The sequence below is a fragment of the Pseudomonas sp. SK3(2021) genome (genome assembly GCF_016772375.1).
Lineage (GTDB): Bacteria > Pseudomonadota > Gammaproteobacteria > Pseudomonadales > Pseudomonadaceae > Aquipseudomonas > Aquipseudomonas chlororaphis_I.
In genome coordinates this window covers 934,347-958,255 of sequence record NZ_CP061943.1, presented here as the reverse complement: position 1 = coordinate 958,255, position 23,909 = coordinate 934,347, and the positions used below count along the sequence as shown (strand labels likewise).

The 23,909-nt window shown below is 65.3% G+C and carries 20 protein-coding genes; 15 read left to right on the top strand and 5 right to left on the bottom strand.

Going from position 1 to position 23,909, the window contains the following annotated elements; genetic code table 11:
* Nucleotides 1-228: 228 nt before the first annotated feature.
* The 12 genes from IF690_RS04275 to tspR all read left to right on the top strand — a co-directional run bounded on the left by IF690_RS04275 (nucleotide 229) and on the right by tspR (nucleotide 15,130).
* Nucleotides 229-2,019, top strand: coding sequence for a protein-disulfide reductase DsbD (locus tag IF690_RS04275; protein ID WP_202698962.1), 1,791 nt, complete (start codon nucleotides 229-231; stop codon nucleotides 2,017-2,019).
* A gap of 144 nt (nucleotides 2,020-2,163) precedes the next feature.
* Nucleotides 2,164-2,619 carry a type II 3-dehydroquinate dehydratase gene (gene aroQ, locus IF690_RS04270; protein WP_007921644.1) on the top strand — a complete coding sequence of 152 codons (456 nt, stop codon included), beginning with the start codon at nucleotides 2,164-2,166 and terminating at the stop codon, nucleotides 2,617-2,619.
* 24 nt (nucleotides 2,620-2,643) lie between these two features.
* Nucleotides 2,644-3,108, top strand: coding sequence for an acetyl-CoA carboxylase biotin carboxyl carrier protein (gene accB, locus IF690_RS04265; RefSeq protein ID WP_124310280.1), 465 nt, complete (start codon nucleotides 2,644-2,646; stop codon nucleotides 3,106-3,108).
* A gap of 17 nt (nucleotides 3,109-3,125) precedes the next feature.
* Complete coding sequence (accC, locus tag IF690_RS04260) at nucleotides 3,126-4,481, top strand: acetyl-CoA carboxylase biotin carboxylase subunit (RefSeq protein ID WP_007921646.1); 1,356 nt, start codon at nucleotides 3,126-3,128, stop codon at nucleotides 4,479-4,481.
* Between the two features lie 269 nt (nucleotides 4,482-4,750).
* Nucleotides 4,751-5,629, top strand: coding sequence for a 50S ribosomal protein L11 methyltransferase (gene prmA, locus IF690_RS04255; protein WP_202698961.1), 879 nt, complete (start codon nucleotides 4,751-4,753; stop codon nucleotides 5,627-5,629).
* 30 nt (nucleotides 5,630-5,659) lie between these two features.
* Complete coding sequence (locus IF690_RS04250) at nucleotides 5,660-6,901, top strand: DUF3426 domain-containing protein (RefSeq protein ID WP_202698960.1); 1,242 nt, start codon at nucleotides 5,660-5,662, stop codon at nucleotides 6,899-6,901.
* A gap of 196 nt (nucleotides 6,902-7,097) precedes the next feature.
* A complete protein-coding gene (dusB, locus tag IF690_RS04245; protein ID WP_202698959.1) occupies nucleotides 7,098-8,111 on the top strand; it encodes a tRNA dihydrouridine synthase DusB in 1,014 nt (337 codons plus the stop codon).
* The gene (gene fis, locus IF690_RS04240) at nucleotides 8,108-8,428 is read left to right on the top strand and encodes a DNA-binding transcriptional regulator Fis (RefSeq protein WP_007921650.1); all 321 of its coding nucleotides are present in this window, start codon (nucleotides 8,108-8,110) and stop codon (nucleotides 8,426-8,428) included. Before dusB ends, fis begins: the two co-directional genes overlap by 4 nt.
* A gap of 81 nt (nucleotides 8,429-8,509) precedes the next feature.
* Nucleotides 8,510-10,117 carry a bifunctional phosphoribosylaminoimidazolecarboxamide formyltransferase/IMP cyclohydrolase gene (purH, locus tag IF690_RS04235; RefSeq protein WP_202698958.1) on the top strand — a complete coding sequence of 536 codons (1,608 nt, stop codon included), beginning with the start codon at nucleotides 8,510-8,512 and terminating at the stop codon, nucleotides 10,115-10,117.
* 178 nt (nucleotides 10,118-10,295) lie between these two features.
* On the top strand, nucleotides 10,296-11,591 hold the full coding sequence (purD, locus tag IF690_RS04230) for a phosphoribosylamine--glycine ligase (protein ID WP_202698957.1): 1,296 nt from the start codon (nucleotides 10,296-10,298) through the stop codon (nucleotides 11,589-11,591).
* Nucleotides 11,592-11,690: 99 nt separating this feature from the next.
* Nucleotides 11,691-14,474: a hybrid sensor histidine kinase/response regulator gene (locus tag IF690_RS04225; RefSeq protein ID WP_202698956.1), complete on the top strand. Its 2,784-nt coding sequence runs from the start codon at nucleotides 11,691-11,693 to the stop codon at nucleotides 14,472-14,474.
* A gap of 62 nt (nucleotides 14,475-14,536) precedes the next feature.
* Nucleotides 14,537-15,130: a type III secretion system genes modulator TspR gene (tspR, locus tag IF690_RS04220; RefSeq protein ID WP_009046767.1), complete on the top strand. Its 594-nt coding sequence runs from the start codon at nucleotides 14,537-14,539 to the stop codon at nucleotides 15,128-15,130.
* A 75-nt stretch (nucleotides 15,131-15,205) separates the two neighbouring features.
* Here tspR and IF690_RS04215 read toward each other — a convergent pair whose 3' ends face one another.
* The 5 genes from IF690_RS04215 to cobG form a co-directional block, all read right to left on the bottom strand.
* Nucleotides 15,206-15,466, bottom strand: coding sequence for a hypothetical protein (locus tag IF690_RS04215; RefSeq protein ID WP_202698955.1), 261 nt, complete (start codon nucleotides 15,464-15,466; stop codon nucleotides 15,206-15,208).
* Between the two features lie 726 nt (nucleotides 15,467-16,192).
* Nucleotides 16,193-17,914: a precorrin-3B C(17)-methyltransferase gene (gene cobJ, locus IF690_RS04210; RefSeq protein WP_202698954.1), complete on the bottom strand. Its 1,722-nt coding sequence runs from the start codon at nucleotides 17,912-17,914 to the stop codon at nucleotides 16,193-16,195.
* Entirely contained in the window at nucleotides 17,914-18,645 is a 732-nt protein-coding gene (locus IF690_RS04205; protein WP_202701294.1) for a precorrin-2 C(20)-methyltransferase, read from the bottom strand. Before IF690_RS04205 ends, cobJ begins: the two co-directional genes overlap by 1 nt.
* Nucleotides 18,645-19,271 carry a precorrin-8X methylmutase gene (locus IF690_RS04200; protein WP_202698953.1) on the bottom strand — a complete coding sequence of 209 codons (627 nt, stop codon included), beginning with the start codon at nucleotides 19,269-19,271 and terminating at the stop codon, nucleotides 18,645-18,647. The genes IF690_RS04205 and IF690_RS04200 overlap by 1 nt, the downstream gene beginning before the upstream one ends.
* Nucleotides 19,264-20,571, bottom strand: coding sequence for a precorrin-3B synthase (gene cobG, locus IF690_RS04195; RefSeq protein ID WP_286673835.1), 1,308 nt, complete (start codon nucleotides 20,569-20,571; stop codon nucleotides 19,264-19,266). The genes IF690_RS04200 and cobG overlap by 8 nt, the downstream gene beginning before the upstream one ends.
* Before the next feature lie 138 nt (nucleotides 20,572-20,709).
* Here cobG and cbiE point away from each other — a divergent pair, with 138 nt between their 5' ends.
* The 3 genes from cbiE (at nucleotide 20,710) to IF690_RS04180 (ending at nucleotide 23,828) form a co-directional block, all read left to right on the top strand.
* Nucleotides 20,710-21,915, top strand: coding sequence for a precorrin-6y C5,15-methyltransferase (decarboxylating) subunit CbiE (gene cbiE, locus IF690_RS04190; protein ID WP_202698951.1), 1,206 nt, complete (start codon nucleotides 20,710-20,712; stop codon nucleotides 21,913-21,915).
* Between the two features lie 105 nt (nucleotides 21,916-22,020).
* Nucleotides 22,021-23,118 (top strand): cobalt-precorrin-5B (C(1))-methyltransferase, encoded by a 1,098-nt coding sequence (locus IF690_RS04185; RefSeq protein WP_202698950.1) that lies wholly within the window; start codon nucleotides 22,021-22,023, stop codon nucleotides 23,116-23,118.
* Nucleotides 23,115-23,828, top strand: a complete 714-nt coding sequence (locus IF690_RS04180; RefSeq protein WP_202698949.1) for a cobalt-precorrin-6A reductase — start codon at nucleotides 23,115-23,117, stop codon at nucleotides 23,826-23,828. The genes IF690_RS04185 and IF690_RS04180 overlap by 4 nt, the downstream gene beginning before the upstream one ends.
* The last annotated feature ends 81 nt before the right edge of the window (nucleotides 23,829-23,909 follow it).

The window sequence follows — 23,909 nt, the reverse complement described above, 5'->3', positions numbered from 1 at the left end:
CCTGTAGCCGCTGCCGAGCCTGCGAGGCTGCGATCGAGGACGCAGTCCTCGCAAAGCCGACCGATGTGGTTTGCCTGAAAGAACACGGTTGCAGACTTTGCGGCCGCTACGTCGGAATGCCGCCCAGACCGATCGCAGCCTCGCTAGCTCGGCAGCGGCTACAGGGCGCATGCGCAGAGTCAGCCGCTCTCCGCTATCATGCGCACACCTTAGATTCGCGAGATTGCCATGCGTCGCCTGCTTTGCCTGATGCTGTTCGTGCTTGCCCTGCCGGCGACCGCCGGGCTGCTGGACAGCCGCCCCAGTTCGACCCTGGGTTCGATCAACAACAGCGCCGACTTCCTGCCGGTGCGCGAAGCGTTCCAGCTGAGCCTGCTACAAAGCACGCCGCAATCGATCAAGCTGCGTTTCGTCGCCACCGAGGGGTATTACCTCTATCGCCACCGCTTCCAGTTCCGCGCCGAACCCGCCGACGTCACCCTGGGCGCCGCCCGGTTGCCCAAGGGCGAACAGAAGCACGACGAGTTTTTCGGCGACGTCGAGGTCTACCACGGCATTGTCGATGTCGAACTGCCGCGCACCGGCGCAGATCAACGGGCCTTCACCCTGGCCGTGACCTACCAGGGTTGCGCCGACAAGGGCCTGTGTTATCCACCGGAAACCGAGCGCTTGCCGATCGACGGCGCGGCCTCTTCGAGCAGTGCCTCAAGTGCCGGCAGCCCCGCTACCGACAGTGGGAAAACCGGCTGGAGCTGGCGCGAACTGGCGCTGTTCTTCCTCGCCGGCATCGGCCTGACCTTTACCCCCTGCGTCCTGCCGATGCTGCCGATTCTGTCCGGCGTGGTCCTCAAGGGCCAGGTCGGCGGCTGGCGCGGTTTCAATCTGTCGCTCGCCTACGTGCTGCCGATGGCGGCCTGTTTTGCCCTGCTCGGCGCCTTGATGGGGCTGTTCGGCGCCCAGCTCAATTTGCAGGCGCGCCTGCAATCGGCCTGGGTGCTGGTGCCCTTTGCGCTGTTCTTCGTGGTGTTCGCCCTGGCGATGTTCGATGTCTTCGAACTCAAGCTGCCGCGCTTTGTCAGCCAGCGCCTGGAGCGCATCGCCGGGCGCACCGAAGGCGGCTCGCTGTGGGGCGCGGCGGTTCTCGGGGTGGTGTCCAGCCTGCTGGTATCGCCCTGCGTTTCAGCGCCGCTGGCGGGAGCCCTGCTGTATATCAGCGCCAGCGGCGATGCCCTGGGCGGCGCCCTGAAACTGTTCGTCCTGGGCCTGGGCATGGGCGCGCCGCTGTTGCTGGTGGCCACCGGCGGCGCGGCCTGGCTGCCGAAAAGCGGGCCATGGCTGGTCTACGTGAAAAACGCCATCGGTGTGCTGTTGCTCGGCCTGGCGATCGGCCTGCTGAGCCGGGTCTTGCCGGGCCAGGTCAGCCTGTTGCTGATGGGCGCGCTGGCGGCGGGTGTCGGCCTGTTTCTCGGCGCCCTGGAGTTTGTCTACAAGGCTCCGCGCGCGCGCCTGGCGCAGCTGTGCGGGCTGTTCCTGCTGGTGTATGCCCTGGCCTGCTGGTACGGCGCATTCAGCGGCCAGACCGACCCGTTCAGCCCGCTCGCCCGCCTGCCGGTCGCGACCATCAGCAACAGCGCTGAGCAAACCAGCGCCGGCCAGTGGCAGACCGTCACCACCCCCGGCGAGCTGGACCAGGCCCTGGCCGATGCCCGGAACGCGGGTACCCCACTGCTCCTCGACTGGTACGCCGACTGGTGCATCAGTTGCAAAGTCATCGAACGCGAGGTGCTCAGCGACCGCCAGGTCGTCGAACGCCTGCGGGGCTATCGCCTGGTCCGCTTCGATATCACCGCCAGCAACCGCGAACAGCGCGCCCTGCTGGACCGCTACCAACTGTTCGGCCCGCCGGCGCTGATGTTCTTCGGCAAAGATGGCGTCGAACGTGCCGATGTACGCGTGGTCGGCGAAATCAGCGCCGCGGACTTCCTCGAGCGCATTGCCGCGGCGAATGACCGGATTTAGTCAGTTGGTCACATATTTCGGGTAAACATCGGTCATCGTGCTGCCTATTGCAGAGAACTGGACAGTCACAAAGGCTTTGCGGCATAGTCGCCGGGTTCTGACAACCGCACACTCCAATCACTGCGCAATAACAAGGAACGGCAGATGGCGACCCTACTGGTTCTTCACGGACCCAACCTGAACCTGCTCGGCACCCGTGAACCGGGGGTCTATGGTGCAGTCACCCTGGCTGAGATCAACCAGGACCTGGAACGCCGGGCTCGCGAGGCCGGCCACCATTTGCTCTACCTGCAAAGCAATGCCGAGTATGAATTGATCGACCGTATCCACGCCGCCCGCGATGAAGGCGTGGACTTCATTCTGATCAATCCAGCAGCTTTTACGCATACAAGTGTCGCATTACGTGACGCGCTGCTGGCGGTGAGCATCCCATTCATCGAAGTGCATTTGTCTAACGTGCACAAACGCGAACCTTTCCGCCATCACTCCTACTTCTCCGACGTTGCGGTGGGAGTGATCTGCGGCCTTGGCGCCAGCGGTTACCGACTGGCCCTGGAGGCCGCACTAGAGCAGCTTGAACAACAAGCTAAACGCCCCTGACCGACCCTTGGGAGTTGATGATTCATGGATATCCGTAAAGTTAAGAAACTGATCGAACTGCTGGAAGAGTCCGGCATCGACGAGCTGGAGATCAAGGAAGGCGAAGAGTCCGTCCGCATCAGCCGCCACAGCAAGACTCCAGCCCAGCAGTACTACGCACCGGCACCCATGGCTGCTCCGGCCGCCGCACCTGCCGCTGCCGCTCCGGCCGCCGCTGCCGCCGCACCCGCAGCTCCAGCTGCCCCTGCGCTGAACGGCTCCGTGGCCCGCTCGCCGATGGTCGGCACCTTCTACCGCAAATCCTCGCCAACCTCGCCAGCCTTCGTTGAAGTCGGCCAGAGCGTGAAGAAAGGCGACACCCTGTGCATCGTCGAAGCCATGAAGATGATGAACCACATCGAAGCTGAAACCAGCGGTGTGATCGAATCCATCCTCGTCGAAGACGGCCAGCCGGTTGAGTACGACCAACCGCTGTTCACCATCGTTTGAACCGCGGAGAGCCAACGATGTCTGCGAAGTTGGAAAAAGTTCTGATCGCCAACCGCGGTGAAATCGCCCTGCGGATCCTGCGTGCCTGCAAAGAGATGGGTATCAAGACCGTCGCCGTTTACTCCAAGGCCGACAAGGAACTGATGCACCTGGGCCTGGCAGACGAATCCGTCTGCATCGGCCCGGCCTCCGCCGCGCACTCCTACCTGCATATTCCGGCGATCATCGCGGCCGCCGAAGTGACCGGCGCCACCGCCATTCACCCAGGCTACGGCTTCCTCGCGGAAAACGCCGACTTCGCCGAGCAGGTCGAGAACTCCGGCTTCGCCTTCATCGGCCCGAAAGCCGAGACCATTCGCCTGATGGGCGACAAGGTATCGGCCAAGCACGCCATGATCGCTGCCGGTGTACCGACCGTTCCCGGTTCCGACGGCCCGCTGCCGGAAGACGAAGAAACCGCGTTGCGCATCGGCCGTGAAGTCGGCTACCCGGTGATCATCAAGGCCGCTGGCGGCGGCGGTGGTCGCGGCATGCGCGTGGTGCACAAAGAAGAAGACCTGATCTCCTCGGCCAAGCTGACCCGCTCCGAAGCGGGCGCGGCGTTCGGCAACCCGATGGTCTACCTGGAGAAGTTCCTGACCAACCCACGCCACGTGGAAGTCCAGGTGCTGTCCGACGGCCAGGGCAATGCGATCCACCTGGGCGACCGCGACTGCTCCCTGCAGCGTCGTCACCAGAAGGTGCTTGAAGAAGCACCGGCCCCGGGCATCGACGAAACCGCTCGCCAGGAAGTCTTCGCGCGCTGCGTCAAGGCGTGCATCGACATCGGCTACCGCGGCGCCGGTACCTTCGAGTTCCTGTACGAGAACGGTCGTTTCTACTTCATCGAGATGAACACTCGCGTGCAGGTAGAGCACCCGGTATCGGAAATGGTCACTGGCGTCGACATCGTCAAGGAGATGCTGAGCATCGCCGCTGGCAACAAGCTGTCGATCTCCCAGAAGGACGTGGTCATCCGTGGCCATGCCCTGGAATGCCGGATCAACGCCGAAGACCCGAAAACCTTCATGCCAAGCCCAGGCACGGTCAAGCATTTCCATGCTCCGGGCGGCAATGGCGTACGCGTCGACTCGCACCTGTACAGCGGCTATGCGGTTCCACCGAACTACGATTCGTTGATCGGCAAGCTGATCACTTACGGGGCAACCCGTGAAGAAGCCATGGCGCGCATGCGCAATGCGCTGGACGAAATCGTGGTCGACGGGATCAAGACCAACATCCCGCTGCACCGCGACCTGACTCGTGACGAAGGCTTCTGCAAAGGTGGTGTGAACATTCACTACCTGGAGCACAAGCTGGCCGGTCAACACTGATCGACACCGCACCAGACCGACAAGGCCGCTTAATTGCGGCCTTGTCGTTTCTGCCCCAGACCTTGTAGGAGCGAGCTCGCGATCCGCGCAGCGGCCATTACCGGCGCAGCCCGATCAGTCGCTATCGCGAGCAAGCTCGCTCCTACAAAGAGCGGGGTTGCCCATGGAAATGGCGCCTGGCGTGTCGTCTTCTGCTCCTTGCTCGCGTAAACTTGCGCGCTTCTCGCAGCCCGCTAGGCTGCACATTACATATTTCAAAGGTGCCCGCCATGCCTTGGCTGCAAGTCCGTCTCGCCATCAGCCCAGAACAAGCCGAAACCTACGAAGACGCTTTTCTCGAAGTCGGCGCCGTTTCGGTGACCTTCATGGACGCCGAGGATCAGCCGATCTTCGAACCGGAACTCAACACCACCCCGCTGTGGAGTCACACCCACCTGCTGGCCCTGTTCGAAGGCGGCACCGAGGCCGCCAGCGTGCTGGCCCACCTTGAGCTGCTGACCGGCAGCCCGCTGCCCGAACATCACAGCGAAGTGATCGAAGACCAGGACTGGGAGCGCAGCTGGATGGACAACTTCCAGCCGATGCGTTTCGGCCAGCGCCTGTGGATCGTCCCGAGCTGGCACGCCGCTCCCGAGCCGGACGCGGTCAACCTGCTGCTCGATCCGGGCCTGGCCTTCGGCACCGGCACGCACCCGACCACCGCCCTGTGCCTGGAATGGCTCGACGGCCAGGACCTGAAAGGCTGCAACGTGCTGGACTTCGGTTGCGGCTCCGGGATCCTGGCGATCGCCGCCTTGCTGCTGGGCGCCAAGCAGGCGGTGGGCACCGACATCGACGTGCAGGCCCTGGAAGCCTCCCGCGACAACGCCGGGCGCAACAACATCGCCGAAGAACTGTTCCCGCTCTATCTGCCGCAAGACCTGCCACAGGTCCAGGCGGACGTATTGGTCGCCAACATCCTTGCCGGCCCGCTGGTTTCCCTGGCGCCGCAGCTGTCCAGCCTGGTCAAGAGCGGTGGACGCCTGGCGCTGTCGGGCATCCTCGCCGAACAGGGTGAAGAAGTCGCGGCTGCCTACGCTCAGGATTTCGACCTGGATCCGATCGCCAACCTCGATGGCTGGGTACGCATCACCGGCCGTCGGCGCTAGAATGGCCGCCTGCATGAACCGGATCGCCGCATGACCGACAGTTTCGTCACCCAGTGCCCGCATTGCCAGACCAGCTTCCGCGTCAGCCACGCCCAGTTGAGCGTGGCCCGGGGCGTGGTGCGCTGCGGCTCGTGCCTGCAGGTATTCAACGCCGCACGGCAGTTGCTTGAGCAACGCGCTGGCAAGGACGCTGTCGCCGCGCCTCCCGCACCAACTCCCCCTGCCGAACCGCTGACCCCGCCGCCACCGCGCGCCATCAGCCAGAAGCAGTGGAGCGCCAGCGAACTCGACCTGGACAGCCTCGACCTGGACGAGGAGCTGGCCAAGCTCGAACAGCGGGAAATCCAGCCGACCAAGGCCTTCGGCCAGGAGCGCGCCTCCAGGGAAGACACCCTCAGCGCCCGCCGCGACCAGCCGGATGCCGAAGAGGAACACTGGCCCGACAGCCTGTTCAGCCAGCCACCAGGCGCCAGCGGCGATCTCGACGAAAAGCTCGAGCAGCCTGCCGTCGATGCCGACCGGTCCGGGCGTACCGAACCGTCGCTGTCCTTCAACCTGGACGACCTGGAAGACGAACCCAAGGCGCCCTCCCTGCTCCCGGACGACGACCTGGAACCCATGCCAGCACACAGCGCCCTGAAGGCCGACGAGCCCGATGAGATCGAGCCTGCCGCCAGCCCGACGCCACGACGCAACAAACGTGGCCGCACCGGGCCCGAGGCGCCGGACGCCGCGCTGCTGGACCTGGAAGACGACCCGATCCAGCTGGACTGGCAAAAGCGCCGCTCGCCCTGGGGCCGCCGCCTGCTCTGGAGCCTGTTGATCCTGCTGGCCGCCGCCGGCCTGGCGGGCCAGTACATTGCCTATCACTTCGACGAACTGGCGCGCCAGGACCAGTACCGCCCCTGGTTCCAGCAACTGTGCCCGGAACTGGGTTGCACCGTGCCCTCGAAGGTCGATATCGGCCGCATCAAAAGCAGCAACCTGGTGGTACGCAGCCACCCGGACTTCAGCGGCGCGCTGGTAGTGGATGCGATCATCTACAACCGTGCGCCATTCTCCCAACCCTTCCCGCTGCTGGAGCTGCGTTTCGCCGACCTCAACGGCCACCTGATCGCCAGTCGTCGCTTCAAGCCTGGCGAATACGTCAAGGGTGAACTCGAAGGCGTGTCGGAGATGCCGCCGCAGACGCCGATCCATATCGCGCTGGACATCCTCGATCCGGGCCCCAAGGCCGTCAACTACAGCCTAAGCTTTCACTCGCCCGAGTAAGACCTGCCACCCACGCAAAGGCCGCGCTGGATTGACGGCGGTTTTCTGACTGGCGCCCAGCGGACCAAACCGTTGGCGATAACAGAATAACTGTTCAGATTTTATCCAATTCAGCCTTTATCCGGTCATCGAGAGCGGGTATCATGCCAACCCTTTTTCGAACTCTCATGATCCGGCCCCACAACAGGGAAGTCCTATGTCGGCGGTACGCATCGGCCCATATACATTGCACAACGGCTTGATTCTCGCCCCCATGGCGGGAGTCACCGACCAACCCTTTCGTCAGCTTTGCAAGCGGTTGGGTGCAGGCCTTGTAGTCTCGGAAATGGTCACCAGCGACATGAGTTTGTGGAACAGTCGCAAATCGCGTCTGCGCATGATCCACGAGGGTGATCCCGAGCCGCGCTCGGTACAGATCGCCGGTGGCGATGCACAGATGCTGGCGGATGCCGCCCGCGCCAACGTCGAGTTGGGCGCACAGATTATTGATATCAACATGGGTTGCCCGGCGAAGAAGGTCTGCAACAAGGCCGCCGGCTCCGCGTTACTGAAAGATGAAGATCTGGTGAACGAGATCCTGCAAGCCGTGGTGGCTGCAGTCGATGTGCCGGTCACCCTGAAGATCCGTACCGGCTGGGACCGGGCGAACAAGAACGGCCTGACGGTGGCGAAGATCGCCGAACAGGCAGGTATCACGGCACTGGCGGTCCATGGTCGGACCCGGGCCGACCTGTACACCGGCGTTGCCGAGTACGACACCATTGCCGCGATCAAGCAGGCGGTGTCGATCCCCGTCTTCGCCAACGGCGATATCGACTCGCCCGAGAAGGCCCGCTACGTCCTCGACGCTACCGGTGCCGACGGGCTGTTGATCGGCCGGGCCGCCCAGGGGCGGCCATGGATTTTTCGTGAGATCGAACATTTTCTGCGTACCGGTCAAACCCTGCCGGCACCTGAGCTGTTCGAGGTGGAACGTATTCTGCTTGAGCATCTGGCCGCGCTGCATGCCTTCTATGGCGATGTCATGGGCGTACGCATTGCTCGCAAGCATGTGGGCTGGTATCTCGCAACTCTGCCGGGCGCCAGGGAGTTTCGCGCCCACTTCAATCGTGTGGAAGATACGGAAGCACAGTGCGCCAACGTTCGTGAGTTCTTTGCCGAGCGTTACAAGAGCCTGGTGACAGGGGACGGAGAGGGGGTGGCCGCATGACGATGATGACCGAGACTTTAGTGAGTGGAACAGCACCCGTGAGCGACAACGTGAATTTGAAACAGCACCTCAATACACCGAGCGAAGAAGGCCAGACCCTTCGCGGGAGTGTCGAGAAGGCGCTGCACAATTATTTCGCCCACCTTGAGGGCGCGGCCGTCACGGACGTGTACAACCTGGTGCTCTCCGAAGTCGAGGCTCCGTTGCTCGAAAGCGTGATGAACTACGTCAAGGGCAACCAGACCAAGGCCAGCGAGCTGCTCGGTCTGAACCGCGGCACCCTGCGCAAGAAACTCAAGCAGTACGATTTGCTGTAAGCATTCAATCAAACCAGAAAGGCGCCCGCGTAAAACCGGTCGCCTTTTTTGCTGACTCCTTTGCTTTTGATGGAAATTGAGATGACCGACCAGACTACCCGCCTGCCGATCCGCCGCGCCTTGATCAGTGTTTCCGACAAGACCGGGATCCTCGAATTCGCCAAGGAGCTGGAAGCCCTGGGCGTGGAGATCCTCTCCACCGGTGGGACCTTCAAACTGCTGCAGGACAACGGCGTGGCCGCAGTAGAAGTCGCGGATTACACCGGTTTCGCGGAAATGATGGACGGCCGGGTGAAGACCCTGCACCCGAAAATCCACGGCGGTATCCTCGGTCGTCGCGGTATCGACGACGCCATCATGAACGAGCACGGCATCAAGCCGATCGACCTGGTAGCGGTCAACCTCTACCCGTTCGAAGCCACGATTTCCAAACCAGGCTGCGACCTGCCGACCGCCATCGAGAACATCGACATCGGCGGCCCGACCATGGTCCGCTCGGCGGCCAAGAACCACAAAGACGTGGCCATCGTGGTCAACGCCAGCGACTACGGCCAGGTGCTGGAAAGCCTGAAGGCCGGCGGCCTGACCTACGCCCAGCGTTTCGACCTGATGCTCAAGGCCTTCGAACACACCGCGGCCTATGACGGCATGATCGCCAACTACATGGGCACCGTGAACCAGGCGGCCGAAACCCTGACCACCGAAGGCCGCAGCGAATTCCCGCGCACCTTCAACAGCCAGTTCATCAAGGCCCAGGAAATGCGCTACGGCGAGAACCCGCACCAGAGCGCGGCGTTCTACGTGGAAGCCAAGCCGGCCGAAGTCGGCATCGCCACCGCCACCCAGCTGCAAGGCAAGGAACTGTCGTACAACAACGTGGCCGATACCGACGCCGCGCTGGAATGCGTGAAGAGCTTCGTCAAGCCGGCCTGCGTCATCGTCAAGCACGCCAACCCGTGCGGCGTGGCCGTGAGCCCGGACGCTGAAGGCGGTATCCGCCAGGCCTACGAGCTGGCCTACGCCACCGATACCGAATCGGCCTTCGGCGGCATCATCGCCTTCAACCGCGAACTGGACGCCGAGACCGCCAAGGCCATCGTCGAGCGTCAGTTCGTCGAAGTGATCATCGCCCCTTCGGTCAGCGACGAAGCCCGCGCCATCGTTGCCGCCAAGGCCAACGTGCGCCTGCTGGCCTGCGGCCAATGGTCGGCAGACCGTGTTCCGGCCTGGGACTACAAGCGCGTCAACGGCGGCCTGCTGGTGCAGAGCCGCGACATCGGCATGATCGGCGCCGACGACCTGAAAGTGGTGACCCAGCGTGCCCCGACCGAGCAGGAAGTCAACGACCTGATCTTCGCCTGGAAAGTGGCCAAGTTCGTCAAGTCCAACGCCATCGTCTACGCCAAGAACCGTCAGACCATCGGCGTCGGCGCCGGCCAGATGAGCCGCGTGAACTCCGCCCGTATCGCCGCGATCAAGGCTGAACACGCCGGCCTGCAAGTGCAGGGCGCGGTCATGGCGTCCGACGCATTCTTCCCGTTCCGCGACGGCATCGACAACGCCGCCAAGGTCGGCATCACCGCGGTGATCCAGCCAGGCGGCTCGATGCGCGACAACGAAGTGATCGCCGCCGCTGATGAAGCTGGCATTGCCATGGTGTTCACCGGTATGCGCCACTTCCGCCACTAAGTATTACTGGGGCGCCACCCTCCCCTGTAGCCGCTGCCGAAGGCTGCGATAAGACCGGAAGGGTCTTCAGCGATCTGAAATCCTGCAACCGCTTCGCGGTTGATCGCAGCCTGGCGGCAGCGGCTACAAGGTCAGGCTTGCGCGCTTCCCCGAATTAGCGTCATCCGAGGTTTTTGAAATGAATGTACTGATCATTGGTAGCGGCGGTCGCGAACACGCCCTGGCCTGGAAAGTCGCTCAAGACCCACGGGTCGAGAAAGTCTTCGTTGCCCCGGGCAACGCCGGCACCGCCATCGAAGCCAAGTGCGAGAACGTGGCCATCGACGTATTGGCCCTCGAGCAACTGGCCGACTTCGCCGAGAAGAACGTTTCCCTGACCATCGTCGGTCCGGAAGTCCCGCTGGTCGCCGGCGTGGTCGACCTGTTCCGCTCCCGTGGCCTGGACTGCTTCGGTCCGACCGCTGGCGCGGCCCAGCTGGAAGGCTCGAAAGCCTTCACCAAGGATTTCCTGGCTCGCCACAAGATCCCGACCGCCGACTACCAGAACTTCACCGAGATCGAGCCGGCCCTGGCTTACCTGCGGGAAAAAGGCGCGCCGATCGTGATCAAGGCCGACGGCCTGGCCGCCGGTAAAGGCGTGATCGTCGCCATGACCTTGAGCGAGGCCGAAGACGCCGTACGCGACATGCTGGCCGGCAATGCCTTCGGCGACGCCGGTTCGCGCGTGGTGATCGAAGAGTTCCTCGACGGCGAGGAAGCCAGCTTCATCGTCATGGTCGACGGCAAGAACGTCCTGCCCATGGCCACCAGCCAGGACCACAAACGCGTCGGCGACGGCGACAGCGGCCCGAACACCGGCGGCATGGGTGCCTACTCCCCTGCCCCGGTGGTCACCGCCGATGTGCACCAGCGGGTGATGGACCAGGTGATCTGGCCGACCGTGCGCGGCATGGCCGACGAAGGCAATGTCTATACCGGCTTCCTGTACGCCGGCCTGATGATCGACAAGGCCGGCAACCCGAAGGTCATCGAGTTCAACTGCCGCTTCGGCGACCCGGAAACCCAACCGGTAATGCTGCGCCTGCAATCGAGCCTGGTGCTGCTGGTCGAGGCCGCCCTGGCCCAGGCGCTGGACAAGGTCGAAGCGCAATGGGATCCACGTCCGAGCCTGGGCATCGTCCTGGCCGCCGGCGGCTATCCTGGTGACTACGCCAAAGGCGCGGTGATCGCTGGCCTGGACGCAGCCGCCAAACTGGAAGGCAAAGTCTTCCACGCCGGTACCGCGCTCAAGGACGGTCAAGTGGTAACCTCCGGCGGCCGCGTGCTCTGCGCCACCGCCCTGGGCGACAGTGTAAGTGCCGCGCAGCAGCAGGCTTACCAACTGGCAGCTAAGATCGATTGGCAAGGCTGCTTCTACCGCAAAGACATCGGTTACCGGGCCATTGCCCGCGAGCGTGGCGAAAATCAGGAGTAATCCTGTCTTCCCGTCCGGCAGGAGCCCCAGGCCCTTGCCGGACGGCTCCAGCGCCGCGCATAGTTATAATCTGGCATCAACCTACGAAGGGATTTCGCCGTGCGCTGGCTCAGGACTGCCATAGGTTTCACCGTCACTCTGCTGACCCTGCTCTGCTTGATCCCGGCCCAGGCCGCACCAGGCAGTAACTGGGCCGTTTTGCTCGATGAACAGGCCGACCTGCAACTGAGCGATATCCGCTCCCCGCGCTACACCAATCAATTCAGCCCGATCGAACTGGAACGCATCACCGCCGCCGAACCCGGAGGCGCGTTATGGCTGCGTTTCAAACTGCAGCCGGGCAAGCACGAGCAACTGCTGCGGATCTTCGCGCCCGACCTGTCGCGCCTGGACATGTATGTGCTGGACGGCGACAACCTGGTCGAACAACTGACCTCCGGCACCCAGCAACCCCAGGCCGAACGGCCTTTGCCCAGCAGCGATTTCATGCTGCCGCTGCCGCAGAACCAGAAGACCCTCGATGTCTATCTGCGCCTGGTCTCCGACCATCAGCTGCGCCCTTACATCACCCTGCAACCGGCGGTCATGACCGCGGCCAATCAGGGCCAGAGCGTGCTCTACGGCCTGCTGTTCGGCTGCATGGGCATGCTGATGTTGCACAACCTGGTGCGCTACGCCTACACCCGTTCGCGCAGCAGCCTGTGGCTGGCGTCCTGCGAAGCCCTGGTCATGCTCAGCCTGGCGCTGATGCTCAACCTGTTCGGCCCCTGGCTGCCGGACTGGCATGCGATACAGACCCCAGGCGCCTACCTGGCGCTACTCTTGACCACCCCTTGCGGGCTGATGTTCGTCTATCGCTTTTTCGCCCCGCTGGGCCCGCACCCGCTGAACAAGCTGCTGCTGGTCGACATCCTGATGGTCGGCCTGTGCAGCCTGTTGCTGCTGTTCGTCGATTCGTTGCCGCTGAATCTCATCACCTACGGCCTGGTGGCCCTGGTCGGCCTGAGCATGCTGTTCATCGCCGGCTATCACTGGCACAAAGGCTACCGCCCGGCGCGCTACTTCGTGGCCGGCATGGGCATCTTCAACATCGGCGCGCTGATTGTGCTGCCGGCGCTGCTGGGGCTGACCATGGTCGCGCCCCAAGGGCTGATCGTCACCCTGCTGGTGACCATGTGCCTGAGCGGGCTGGCGATGAGCATTGCCCTGGGCGAGCGCCAGCGCAGCATCACCGAGGATGAGTTCAGCGTCAGCCGCGACCTGGCCGCCAGCAACGCCGAGGTCAATGCCAAGGCCGAGTTCCTGGCGAAGATCAGCCACGAGATCCGCACACCGATGAACGGCGTGCTGGGCATGACCGAACTGCTGCTGGGCACGCCGCTGTCGGTCAAGCAGCGCGACTACGTGCAGACCATCCACAGCGCCGGCAACGAGCTGCTGACCCTGATCAACGAGATCCTCGACATCTCCAAGCTCGAGTCCGGGCAGATCGAGCTGGACGATGTGCAGTTCGACCTCAATGCATTGATCGAAGACTGCCTGAGTATTTTCCGCGCCAACGCCGAGCAGCAGAACGTCGAGCTGATCAGCTTCATCCAGCCGCAGGTGCCGCGCGTGATCAGCGGTGACCCGACCCGCTTGCGCCAGGCCATGCTCAGCTTGTTGGAAAACGCCTTGAAGAAGACCGACGAAGGCGAGGTCCTGGTGGTGGTCGCGCTGGACGAGCGCACCAGCAAACCGCGCCTGCGCATCGCCGTGCAGGACAGCGGCCAGCCGATGGAAGCCGAAGAGCGCGATGCCCTGCTGCATTCGGAACTGCACAGCAAGAACTTCCTCGCCAGCACCCGCCTGGGCGGCAATCTCGGCCTGGTCATCGCCCGCCAGCTGATCCTGCTGATGCATGGCGAATTCGGGATCAAGACCAGCGCCAACCAGGGCAGCACCCTGTGGCTGACCCTGCCGCTGGACCCGGAGCGCCTGGAGCACCCGACCTCCGACCTGGATGGTCCGCTGCAAGGGGCGCGGGTGCTGGTGGTGGACGACAACGACACCTGCCGCAAGGTCCTGGTGCAGCAATGCAGCGCCTGGGGCCTGAACGTCAGCGCCGTGCCTTCGGGCAAGGAAGCCCTGGCCCTGCTGCGCACCAAGGCACACCTGCGCGACTACTTCGACGTGGTGCTGCTCGACCAGAACATGCCCGGCATGACCGGTATGCAACTGGCGGCCAAGATCAAGGAAGACCCGAGCCTGAACCACGACATCCTGCTGATCATGCTCACTGGCATCAGCAACGCGCCGAGCAAGGTCATCGCGCGTAACGCCGGGGTCAAGCGCATCCTCGCCAAGCCGGTGGCCGGCTATACCCTCAAGACCACCCTGGCCGACGAGCTGACCCAGCGCAACAAAGGCCAGTTCGTGCCGCATCAGCCCCATGCGCTGAGCGGGGTTCCGGCGCCGGTCAAGGTACCGAGCGACTTCCGCATCCTGGTGGCCGAGGACAACAGCATTTCCACCAAGGTGATTCGCGGCATGCTCGGCAAGCTCAACCTGCAGCCCGATACCGCGAGCAACGGCGAAGAAGCCCTGCAAGCGATGAAGGCCCAGCGCTACGACCTGGTGCTGATGGACTGCGAAATGCCGATCCTCGACGGTTTCTCCGCCACCCAGCAGTTGCGGGCCTGGGAAGTCGGCAACCAGCGCGTGCGCACGCCGGTGGTGGCGCTGACCGCGCACATCCTCACCGAACACAAGGAACGCGCGCGGCAGGCCGGCATGGACGGGCACATGGCCAAGCCGGTGGAGCTGTCGCAACTGCGCGAACTGATCGAGCACTGGGTGGCGCAGCGCGACCTGCAGAACCGCACCACGGCGCAACCGTCCTGAGCCGACAGCACGACAAACGCCTGTTAAACTCCGCTCGCCCTCCCTCGCTGTGAGTTTGCGCCATGCTCCATGTGCTGTTCAGCGTGTACCTGAAGATGCTGGTGCTCTACAGCCCCTTCTTCGTCCTGTCCTGCTTCATCAGCCTGACTCGCGGCTACTCCAACAAGGAGCGTCGGCGGCTGGCGTGGAACGTCGCCCTGGCGACCCTGGCCTCCAGCGTGCTGCTGTACCTGTTCGGACGGGTGATCTTCAGTGTGTTCGGCATCACCGTGGATGCCTTCCGCATCGGCGCGGGCAGCGTGCTGTTCATCTCGGCGCTGGGCATGGCCCAGGGCAAGTCGGCGATCCAGACCGACAACGTGCAGCAGGACGTGACCATCGTGCCGCTGACCATCCCCCTGACCGTCGGCCCCGGCACCATCGGCGCCCTGCTGGTGATGGGCGTCGGCCAGCCGCACTGGGACGACAAACTCACCGCGATCCTCAGCATCGCCCTGGCCAGCTTCACCGTCGGCGTAGTGCTCTACCTGTCCAACCGCATCGAGCGGATCCTCGGCGAGCAAGGCTTGCAGATCGTCAGCCGGCTGATGGGCCTGTTCGTCTGCGCCCTGGCGGCGCAGATCATCTTTACCGGGGTCAAGGGCTACCTGGGTTAGCGGCAGCGGCAAGCGGCAAGAACGAGCGGGCTCACTGGCGACAGTGAACCCGTGTTGTTTCTGGGGTAGGGAGTTTTAAGCGTCCAGGCGCCACTGCAAGGCATCCAGGGCGTCGCAGCCGTCTTGCAGCAGGAGATGAGCAGCGTTGACGAAATGAATCAAATCCTGGTCGCCCACACCTTTGACACTCAGGCAATTGAGGCTGTGCATCAGATCCCGCGAGGCCTTGATGCGCTGCACCGCACCGCCATGCAGATCGGCTGCGGGCGCGTTGCGATCGAGGTGGAACACCGGGGTGGGGGTGAGATTGCTTTGTAGGGGGATGAAGTCGGTCATTGGGAAGCTCCATGGTTAGCATTTCTGCATTCATAGGCTCGCTTTCCGACCGGCTAAGATCGGCCGCCGATGCGTCGGCGACCGGGCAACTATGGCTAGGCGAGGAGGCTGGGGCAACCGTCAAAGTGTTGCCATTACCTTCCGCAGAACCAGACTTGCCATACCGACCGGGGACGACCCTATTCCTCCTGTAGCCGCTGCCGAGCCCCAGCGAGGCTGCGATAGGACCGCAGGTCCTCCTGCGGTCTCAAAATCCTGCGCCCGCTGCGCGGTCGATCGCAGCCTCGCAGGCTCGGCAGCGGCTACAGGGTTGGCGCCGACCGGTAGGTCGCGCCCGGCTTTGGCTTTTGATCTACCCGCCCCATCGGCAGGCCGAGTGGAGGTGTTCATCAGGGGGATGGCGCGCAGCGCCGTACGGCGCAGCCGTACACATCGAGAGGAGGTCGAAGCGAAGCCGACCGGAGTCGATGCCCCCTGATGGACACCGTAACGAGGGAACCTGAGCGCAGCGAAGGCCGTACGCAGGGGCAAGCGTTTTTTGGTTACTTTTTGCTGGGCCGGCATTCCGGCGTTTGAAAAAAAGTGACCCGCCGTCAGGGCGGAACCCTAAGTGGCCGTTACCGCAGCAATGGATATGTACCCCGTCCAACACCACCAGCGCAGCCACCACCGCCATCGCGAGCAAGCTTCGCTCCTACAGAACGCGTCCCGACCACAAAGGCAGGCCTACGGCTTCTCGCCATACCAACGAGGCGTATACACCCACTCCCCACCTTCGGCTTTAGGGAACACGCAGGTGGTGGACGACCCCACCAACACCATGGTGCGCATGTCCACCTGCTCCGGAGTCAGTTCGCCCAGGGTAATGACCCGCAGGGTCTGCCCCGGCCGCCCGATATCCCGCCCCAGCACCACCGGCGTATCCGCAGTGCGGTGCTGGCGCACGATCTCCAGCGCACGCCCCAGCTGCCAAGGCCGCGAACGCGAAATCGGGTTATAGAACGCCAGCGCCAGATCAGCCTGGGACGCCAGGTCCAGGCGCTTCTCGATGATCGCCCAGGGCTTGAGGTTGTCCGACAGCGACAACACACAGAAGTCATGCCCCAAAGGCGCACCGGCCTGCGCCGCGGTAGCCAGGGACGCGGAAACCCCGGGGAGGATTTCCAGCTCCACCTGATGCCAGCCCGGCTCGCTGGACTCGTGCAGCGCCTCCAGCACCGCCGCGGCCATGGCGAACACACCCGGATCACCAGAGGACACCACCACCACCGAACGACCTTGGGCGGCGAGTTCGAAAGCGTGGCGGGCGCGCTGCATTTCTTCGCGATTGTCGGTGCAGTGCATGACCTGGTCGGCACGGAACGGGCCGGCCATGCGCACATAGGTTTCGTAGCCGAGAATATCGTTGGCCCGCGCCAGTTCGGCTTTCACCGCCGGCACCATCAGTTCGGCGGCGCCCGGGCCCAGGCCGATCACCGCCAGCCGGCCACGAGGGCGGCCGATCTGCTGCGGGTCCAGCGGCTGGCTGGCCACGGCAATGGCGATGTCTTCACCCATGCCGAGCGGCGGCAGCAGTTGCGGCACGGCCTGTTGCGCCAGCTCGGCGACGCTGCTGGCCGCCGGGGCGAAACGCAGGGGCACGCCCAGTTCGGCGGCGGCTGCGCGCAAGATCGGGCTGGCCATTTCAGTGTCAGCGGCGAGCAGGCAGGCGACGGATTGCACGGCGATTTTGGCGGTGTGCAGGGCGGCTCGTAGATGGTTGGTTAATTCAGCACCGCTATCGCGAGCAAGCTCGCTCCTACAGGTGAGGGCGATGAGGACGCTGCGCGGGTAGATCAGCAGTTCGTTGGCGGCGGGCTCGCGCTCGGCCGAGCCGACGCGGATGGTCAGCCGGGCCTGCTGGTCTTGCGGCAACCGGGCCTCGGCCAGCCAGGGCGCGGCACCTTCGATGCGCACGCTTTCCCCGCCCAGCAGGTCGGAGACAAAACGCTTGCCCAGCTCCAGATCGCCCAGGGCATAACCACTCGGCGGGTTGAGCAGGCAGGTGCCGAAGCGCAGCTCGCCACTGGTGGTGATGGCCGCCGCCACGCCCAGCCCGGCGGCGATTTCCCGGGCCATGACGTTCACCCCGCCCAGGCCACCGAGCAACGGCACCACGGCGCTACCGTCTTCGGCCACGGCCAGCACCGGCGGCTCCGCGCCCTTCTCCAGCAGCAGCGGCGCCAGGGTCCGGATGACGATGCCCGCGGCGCACAGGGCAATGATCGGCGTGTCCTGTTGGTACAGCTGGCGCAGGGTTGCGCCGAACTCCTGGTACGGGCGGTCGGCGCCCTCGACCCGTTCGGCCAGGCCGTGGATCAGCGCGTCCGGGTACAGCTGCTGGAGTTTGCGCGCCGTCGCCAGGCTGCCTTGGCCAAGGATGACGATGGCCGGCGCGGAACGGGCCATCAACCTTGCCACCTTTCACCGGGCACGATGATCAGCGAGAAATACGGCGAAGACATCGGCTGCACTTCATCCAGCGGCACGATCTTCTGGTTGGCCATGGTCGCCCGTTCGACGTACAGCGCACGCTCGGCCAGGCCCAGCTCCTCGAGCACCTGGCGCACCTTGGGAAAGTTGCGCCCCAGCTTCATCACCACCGCCGCGTCGGCATCGGCCAGGCGGCGCTTGAGTTCGTCGTGGGGCAGCACGCCGGAGAGCACCGACAGGCTCTGGTTGCGATACACCAGCGGCGCGCCCAGCACCGAGGCGCCACCGAGCATCGAGCACACCCCCGGCACCACTTCGGCCTGGTAACGCTCGGCCAGGCGGTCGTGCAGGTACATGTAGGAGCCATAGAAGAACGGGTCGCCTTCGCAGATCACCGCCACGTCGCGGCCGGCGTCCAGGTGTTCGGCCAACTGCGCGCTGGCGGTGTCGTAGAAGTCGCTGATCACTTGCTCGTAGGACAGCGGCGCCGGCAGCACTTCGGTGGTCACCGGGTAGACCAGCGGCAACAGGCTCTGTGCGTCCTGCAGGTGCGCTTCGATGATGCCGAAGGCATTACCCTTTTTACCCTTGGCGACGAAGTACGCCACCACCGGCGACTCGCGCAGCAGGCGCAGGGCCTTGACGGTAATCAGTTCCGGATCACCGGGGCCGACGCCCAGGCCGATCAAACGTCCAGGTTGCTGCATCATTCGATCTCCGTGGCCAGGGCGTTGACGGCGGCGGCGGCCATGGCGCTGCCGCCCAGGCGACCTTGCATGATCACAAAAGGCACGCCACGGCTGTCGGCGGCGAGCATTGCCTTGGACTCGGCCGCGCCGACGAAGCCTACCGGGAAGCCGAGGATCAGCGCCGGTTTCGGTGCGCCGGCGTCGAGCATTTCCAACAGGTAGAACAACGCGGTCGGGGCGTTGCCGATCACCACCACGCTGCCTTCCAGGTACGGCCGCCACAGCTCCAGGGCCACCGCCGAGCGGGTGTTGCCCAGCTCGCGGGCCAGCTCCGGCACGCGCTCGTCGCGCAGGGTGCAGATCACCTGATTGTTCGCCGGCAGACGGGCGCGGGTAATGCCTTCGGCCACCATCCGTGCATCGCAGAGGATCGGCGCACCGGCGGCCAGGGCCGCGCGCCCGGCCGTGCCTGCCCCCTCGGAAAACTGCAGGCCGTCGATGGCCTCGACCATGCCGCAGGCATGGATCACCCGCACCGCGAGTTTTTCCAGGTCCGCGGGAATGCGATCGAGCCTGGCCTCCTCGCGAATGATCGCGAAGGAGTTGCGATAGATCTCCTGACCGTCGCGGATGTAATCAATCATGGGTGTTGCTCCGTGGGCGGGCATCGAGCAATGCGCCGGCCGCTTCAAGGGAAAGGTTGCGGGCGTGCAGCGTGCCGAAACCCGGCTGCGCTGCATCGCGAACATAGAGGTCGTAACGACCGGGGGCGACGGCCAGCAAGGTGGCCGGTGCCACATGGGCGGCGGCGCAGGAACGCGAGCAGCCGGACAGGTGTACATCCAGGCCGTGGCGCTGGAGCAAGGCGGCCAGTTTTAGCGCGTCGCCCTTGGTATCGGCCAGGGCCTTGCCGCAGCCGCGGGAGCCGGTGCAGGCAATCAGATGGGCCAGGGGCTGCCCTGGCGAGCCGAGAAAACCCAGTTGTTGCAGGCGGCGCGTGACTTCAGGCGCGTCCTCGGCCCGCAGGTTCGGCAGCAGCAGGCTCTGCCAGGGGGTGAACCTCAGGCTGCCGTCGCCCCACTGCTCGGCCAGCTGCGCCGCGCCGCGCAGCATCGGCGGGTCCAGCCGCCCCAGGGGCGCGACGGCGCCGACATAGACCCGGCCCGGTTGCCGCTGTGGATAAGTACCGATATGCAGCGGCTCGGAAGGGGCAGTACGCTGCCAATCGCCCACCCGGATCACCGGCCCTGGCAAGCGTGCGGATACCTGCGCCAGCAGCGCGTCCACCGGGTGTTCCGCCAACAGCTGGCGCATGCGGGTCTGTTCGGGGCGGGCCAGGTCGAGGAACAGCTCCAGCACCGCCACCACCAGGGCCAGCCCATCCTCCAGCGCCACGCTGGCCAGGGGCGGGTCCCCAGGGCAGCCGGCCAGGCCGAAGGCCAGCCAGGGTTGGCCCGCGCCTTCGAACGCCGAGAGCCACAGGTCATGGGGATGCTCCAGCATGGCCAGGGCTTCGCCACCGTCGAGCTGCACGGCGAACTTGGGCGACAACTCATGAAAGCGCGGATGGCTCTGCAAGGTGGCGAGAATCTGCCCGGCCAGGGGCCGGGTGTCGATGAGCATCGTCCGGTCGATCCCGGCCGTGGGGCTGAGCATCAGGTTGCGCACGTCATCGCCGGCCGCGGTGGTCGGCCCCAGGCCGGCGGCCAGCAGACCGGCAATCAACGCCTGGGGTTCGGCGCCAATGCCGCGGATCTGCAGGTTGGCGCGGTTGGTCGCCTCGATCACCCCACCGGCATATCGCTCGGCCGCATCGGCCACCGCGCGGGCCTGGGCCGCGCTGATCGCCCCGCCGGCCAGCTTGATCCGGCAGATACCGCCGTCCAGCGCCGGCACGATACGCAGCAACCCCGGACAGGCCGAGGGGCGTAAGGCGGTGGACATCGGACGTTCGTTCAAGGGGGTGGCCGGCTGTGTGGGAAAGGCGCTTCGCGGGCGAAGGCGCGGTATTATGCCTGCTTTGTCCGAAGGCATGAAAAGCCTGCCTGTCGGAAGAACAGGTTTTACCCTCGAGGAATAGCGATGTCGCCCTGGCTGACAGTAGTGGGAATCGGTGAAGACGGCTTCAAGGGCCTGGGCAAGAACGCCCGGCGGGCCCTGCTGGGCGCTTCGCGGATCGTCGGCGGCCAGCGGCAACTGGACCTGTTGCCGGTGTGCATCCGTGGCGAGCGGCAGCTGTGGCCGAGCCCGTTCTCACTGGAGCCGGTGCTGGCCAAGCGCGGCGAGCCGGTGTGCGTGCTGGCCAGCGGCGACCCGATGCTGTTCGGCGTCGGCGCCAGCCTGGCACGCCAGGTGGCCCAGGAGGAAATGCACGTCCTGCCCTCGCCGTCCTCTTATTCACTGGCGGCCGCGCGCCTGGGCTGGCCGCTGCAAGAGGTGGTGACGCTCTCGGTGGTCGCCCGCCCCGTGGCCGCCCTCAGCGCCCAGCTGTTCAGCGGCGCGCGCCTGCTGGTCCTGAGCAATGACGGCCTCAGCCCCTCGGCCATCGCCGCGCTGTTGCGCGAACGCGGCTTCGGCCCGAGCCGGCTCAGCGTGCTCGAGCATCTGGGCGGCGAGGCCGAGCGACGGACCGACGGCACCGCCAACGACTGGAGCGACCCGGCCATCGCCGACCTCAACCTGGTGGCCGTCGAATGCCTGGCCGAGCCTGATACGCCGCGGCTGTCGCGCCTGGCCGGCTTGCCGGACTCGGCCTTCCAGCACGACGGCCAGTTGACCAAGCGCGATGTCCGCGCCATCACCCTCGCTCGCCTGGCACCTGTCCCGGGCGAACTGCTGTGGGATGTCGGTGCCGGCAGCGGCTCGATCGGCATCGAATGGATGCGCGCGCACCCCAGCTGCCGGGCCCTGGCCATCGAAGCCGACCCAGGCCGCCAGCAATTGATCGAACACAACCGCGATGCCCTCGGCGTGCCCGGCCTGCAGTTGATTCGCGGCAGCGCGCCGCAAGCGCTGGATGGCCTGGAAGCCCCGGACGCGATCTTCATCGGTGGCGGCGTGACCCGCCCCGGCGTGCTCGACACCTGTTGGGCCCGGCTCAAGCCCGGTGGCCGGCTGGTGGCCAACGCCGTGACCCTGCAAAGCGAAACGACCCTGATGGCCTGGCGCGAACGGCATGGCGGCGAGCTGACCCGCCTCCATGTCGCCCAGGCCCTGCCGCTGGGGGATTTCGACACCTGGCGCCAGGCGCTGCCCATTACCTTGCTCGACCTCGTCAAACCGCTATGATCACCCTGCCCTCCCCTGTAGGAGCGAGCTCGCTCGCGATCCAGGCCACACGGTCCATCTGGCGCACGCTATCGCGAGCAAGCTCGCTCCTACAGGAGGCCGTGGATGCGTGAAGAAACGGCGGAACAACCCGCCCCGCTGCGCAGCGGCCTGACCACCGGCAGCTGCGCCACCGCCACCAGCCTGGCGGCGGCGCGCCTGTTGCTCGAAGGCACCAGCGCCGATGCGGTGGAAATCGTCCTGCCCAAGGGCAAGCAGGTGCGGATGCGCCTGGAATTCTGCCGCCTGACCGACAACGGCGCCGAAGCCGGCACGATCAAGGATGCCGGCGACGACCCCGACGTGACCCACGGCGCCCTGCTCTATTCCCAGGTACGCCTGAGCCCGGACAGCGGCATTCGTTTCATCGCCGGTCAAGGCGTGGGCACCGTGACCCGCCCCGGCCTGGTGCTGGGTGTGGGCGAGCCGGCGATCAATCCGGTGCCGCGCCGGATGATCAGCGAGCACCTGACGACGCTGGCCCGGGAACGCGGCTACCAGGGCGGCTTCGAGGTCACGGTCAACGTCGAGGACGGCGAAGCCCTGGCGCTGAAAACCATGAACCCGCGCCTGGGCATTCTCGGCGGCCTGTCGATCCTCGGCACCAGCGGCATCGTGCGGCCGTTTTCCTGCGCGGCCTATATCGCCTCGATCCACCAGGGCATCGACGTCGCCAAGACCAACGGCTACCTGCACATCGCCGCCTGTACCGGTAACGCCAGCGAAGACACCATGCGCCGTGTCTACGACCTGCCGGAAATCGCCCTGATCGAAATGGGCGACTTTGTCGGCGCCGTGCTCAAGCATCTGCGCAAAGTGCCGGTGGACAAGCTCAGCCTGTGCGGCGGTTTCGGCAAGATCAGCAAGCTCGCGGCCGGGCACATGGACCTGCACAGCCGCCATTCCAGCATCGACCTGCCGCAACTGGCCGAATGGGCCGCGGCGGTCGGCGCCGACCAGGCGCTGCAAGACGCCATCCGTGGCGCCAACACCAGCCAGCAGGCGCTGGCCATGGCCAGCGCCGCCAACATCGCCCTGGGCGACGCGGTGTGCCAGCACGCCCTTAACTTTGCGCGCAGCGTGGTGCCGGCACAGGTCCAGGTCGAAGTCTTCGCCATCGACCGCCAGGGCGGCATCGTCGGCCATGCCGGGGCTTTTCGATGAAACCCATACTGCTGCTGGGCGGCGTGACCGAAGCCCTGGCCATCGCCCGGACCCTGGGGCCGGAGCACATCTATAGCCTGGCGGGTATCGGCCGCGTGCCCGCCGACCTGGACTGCCAGGTGCGGGTCGGCGGCTACGGCGGCGCCGAGGGCCTGGCCCGGTTCATCCGCGAGCAAGGCATCGAACTGCTGCTGGACGCCACTCACCCCTATGCCGCACAGATCAGCCAGAACGCCGCCACGGCCGCGCGGCTGTGTGGCATCCCCTGCTGGGCCCTGCGCCGACCGGCCTGGCAAGCACAGGCCGGTGACGACTGGCGCGAAGTCCGCGACTGGGCCGAGCTGGTCCTGGCACTCCAACCCTTCAAGCGCCCACTGTTCACCCTGGGCCGCGAGCCCTTGCAGCATCTGCATGAGATCCCCGCCGAGCAATTCTGGACCCTGCGCGCCCTCGACCCGTACCCCGGCAATGACCGGTGCGAAGTGATAGGCGCACGCGGCCCCTTCCTGATCGACAGCGAACGCGAACTGTTCGAGCGCCGCCACATCGATGTGCTGATCAGCAAGAACAGCGGCAGCAGCGCCACCGAACCCAAGCTGGAAGTGGCGCGCGAGCGGGGGGTGCCGGTGCTGATCCTGCAGCGGCCGCCGTTGCCAGCGGTCGATCGGGAATTCCATGACCTGGGCGAGTTGCTCCTGGCCCTGCGCTGACCTTCTGGCCGCGCCAAAGCGCGGCCGATACATCGAGTTACCAAGTCTCCCCGCCGAACGGCAAGGCGCAGCCCCGGCCCC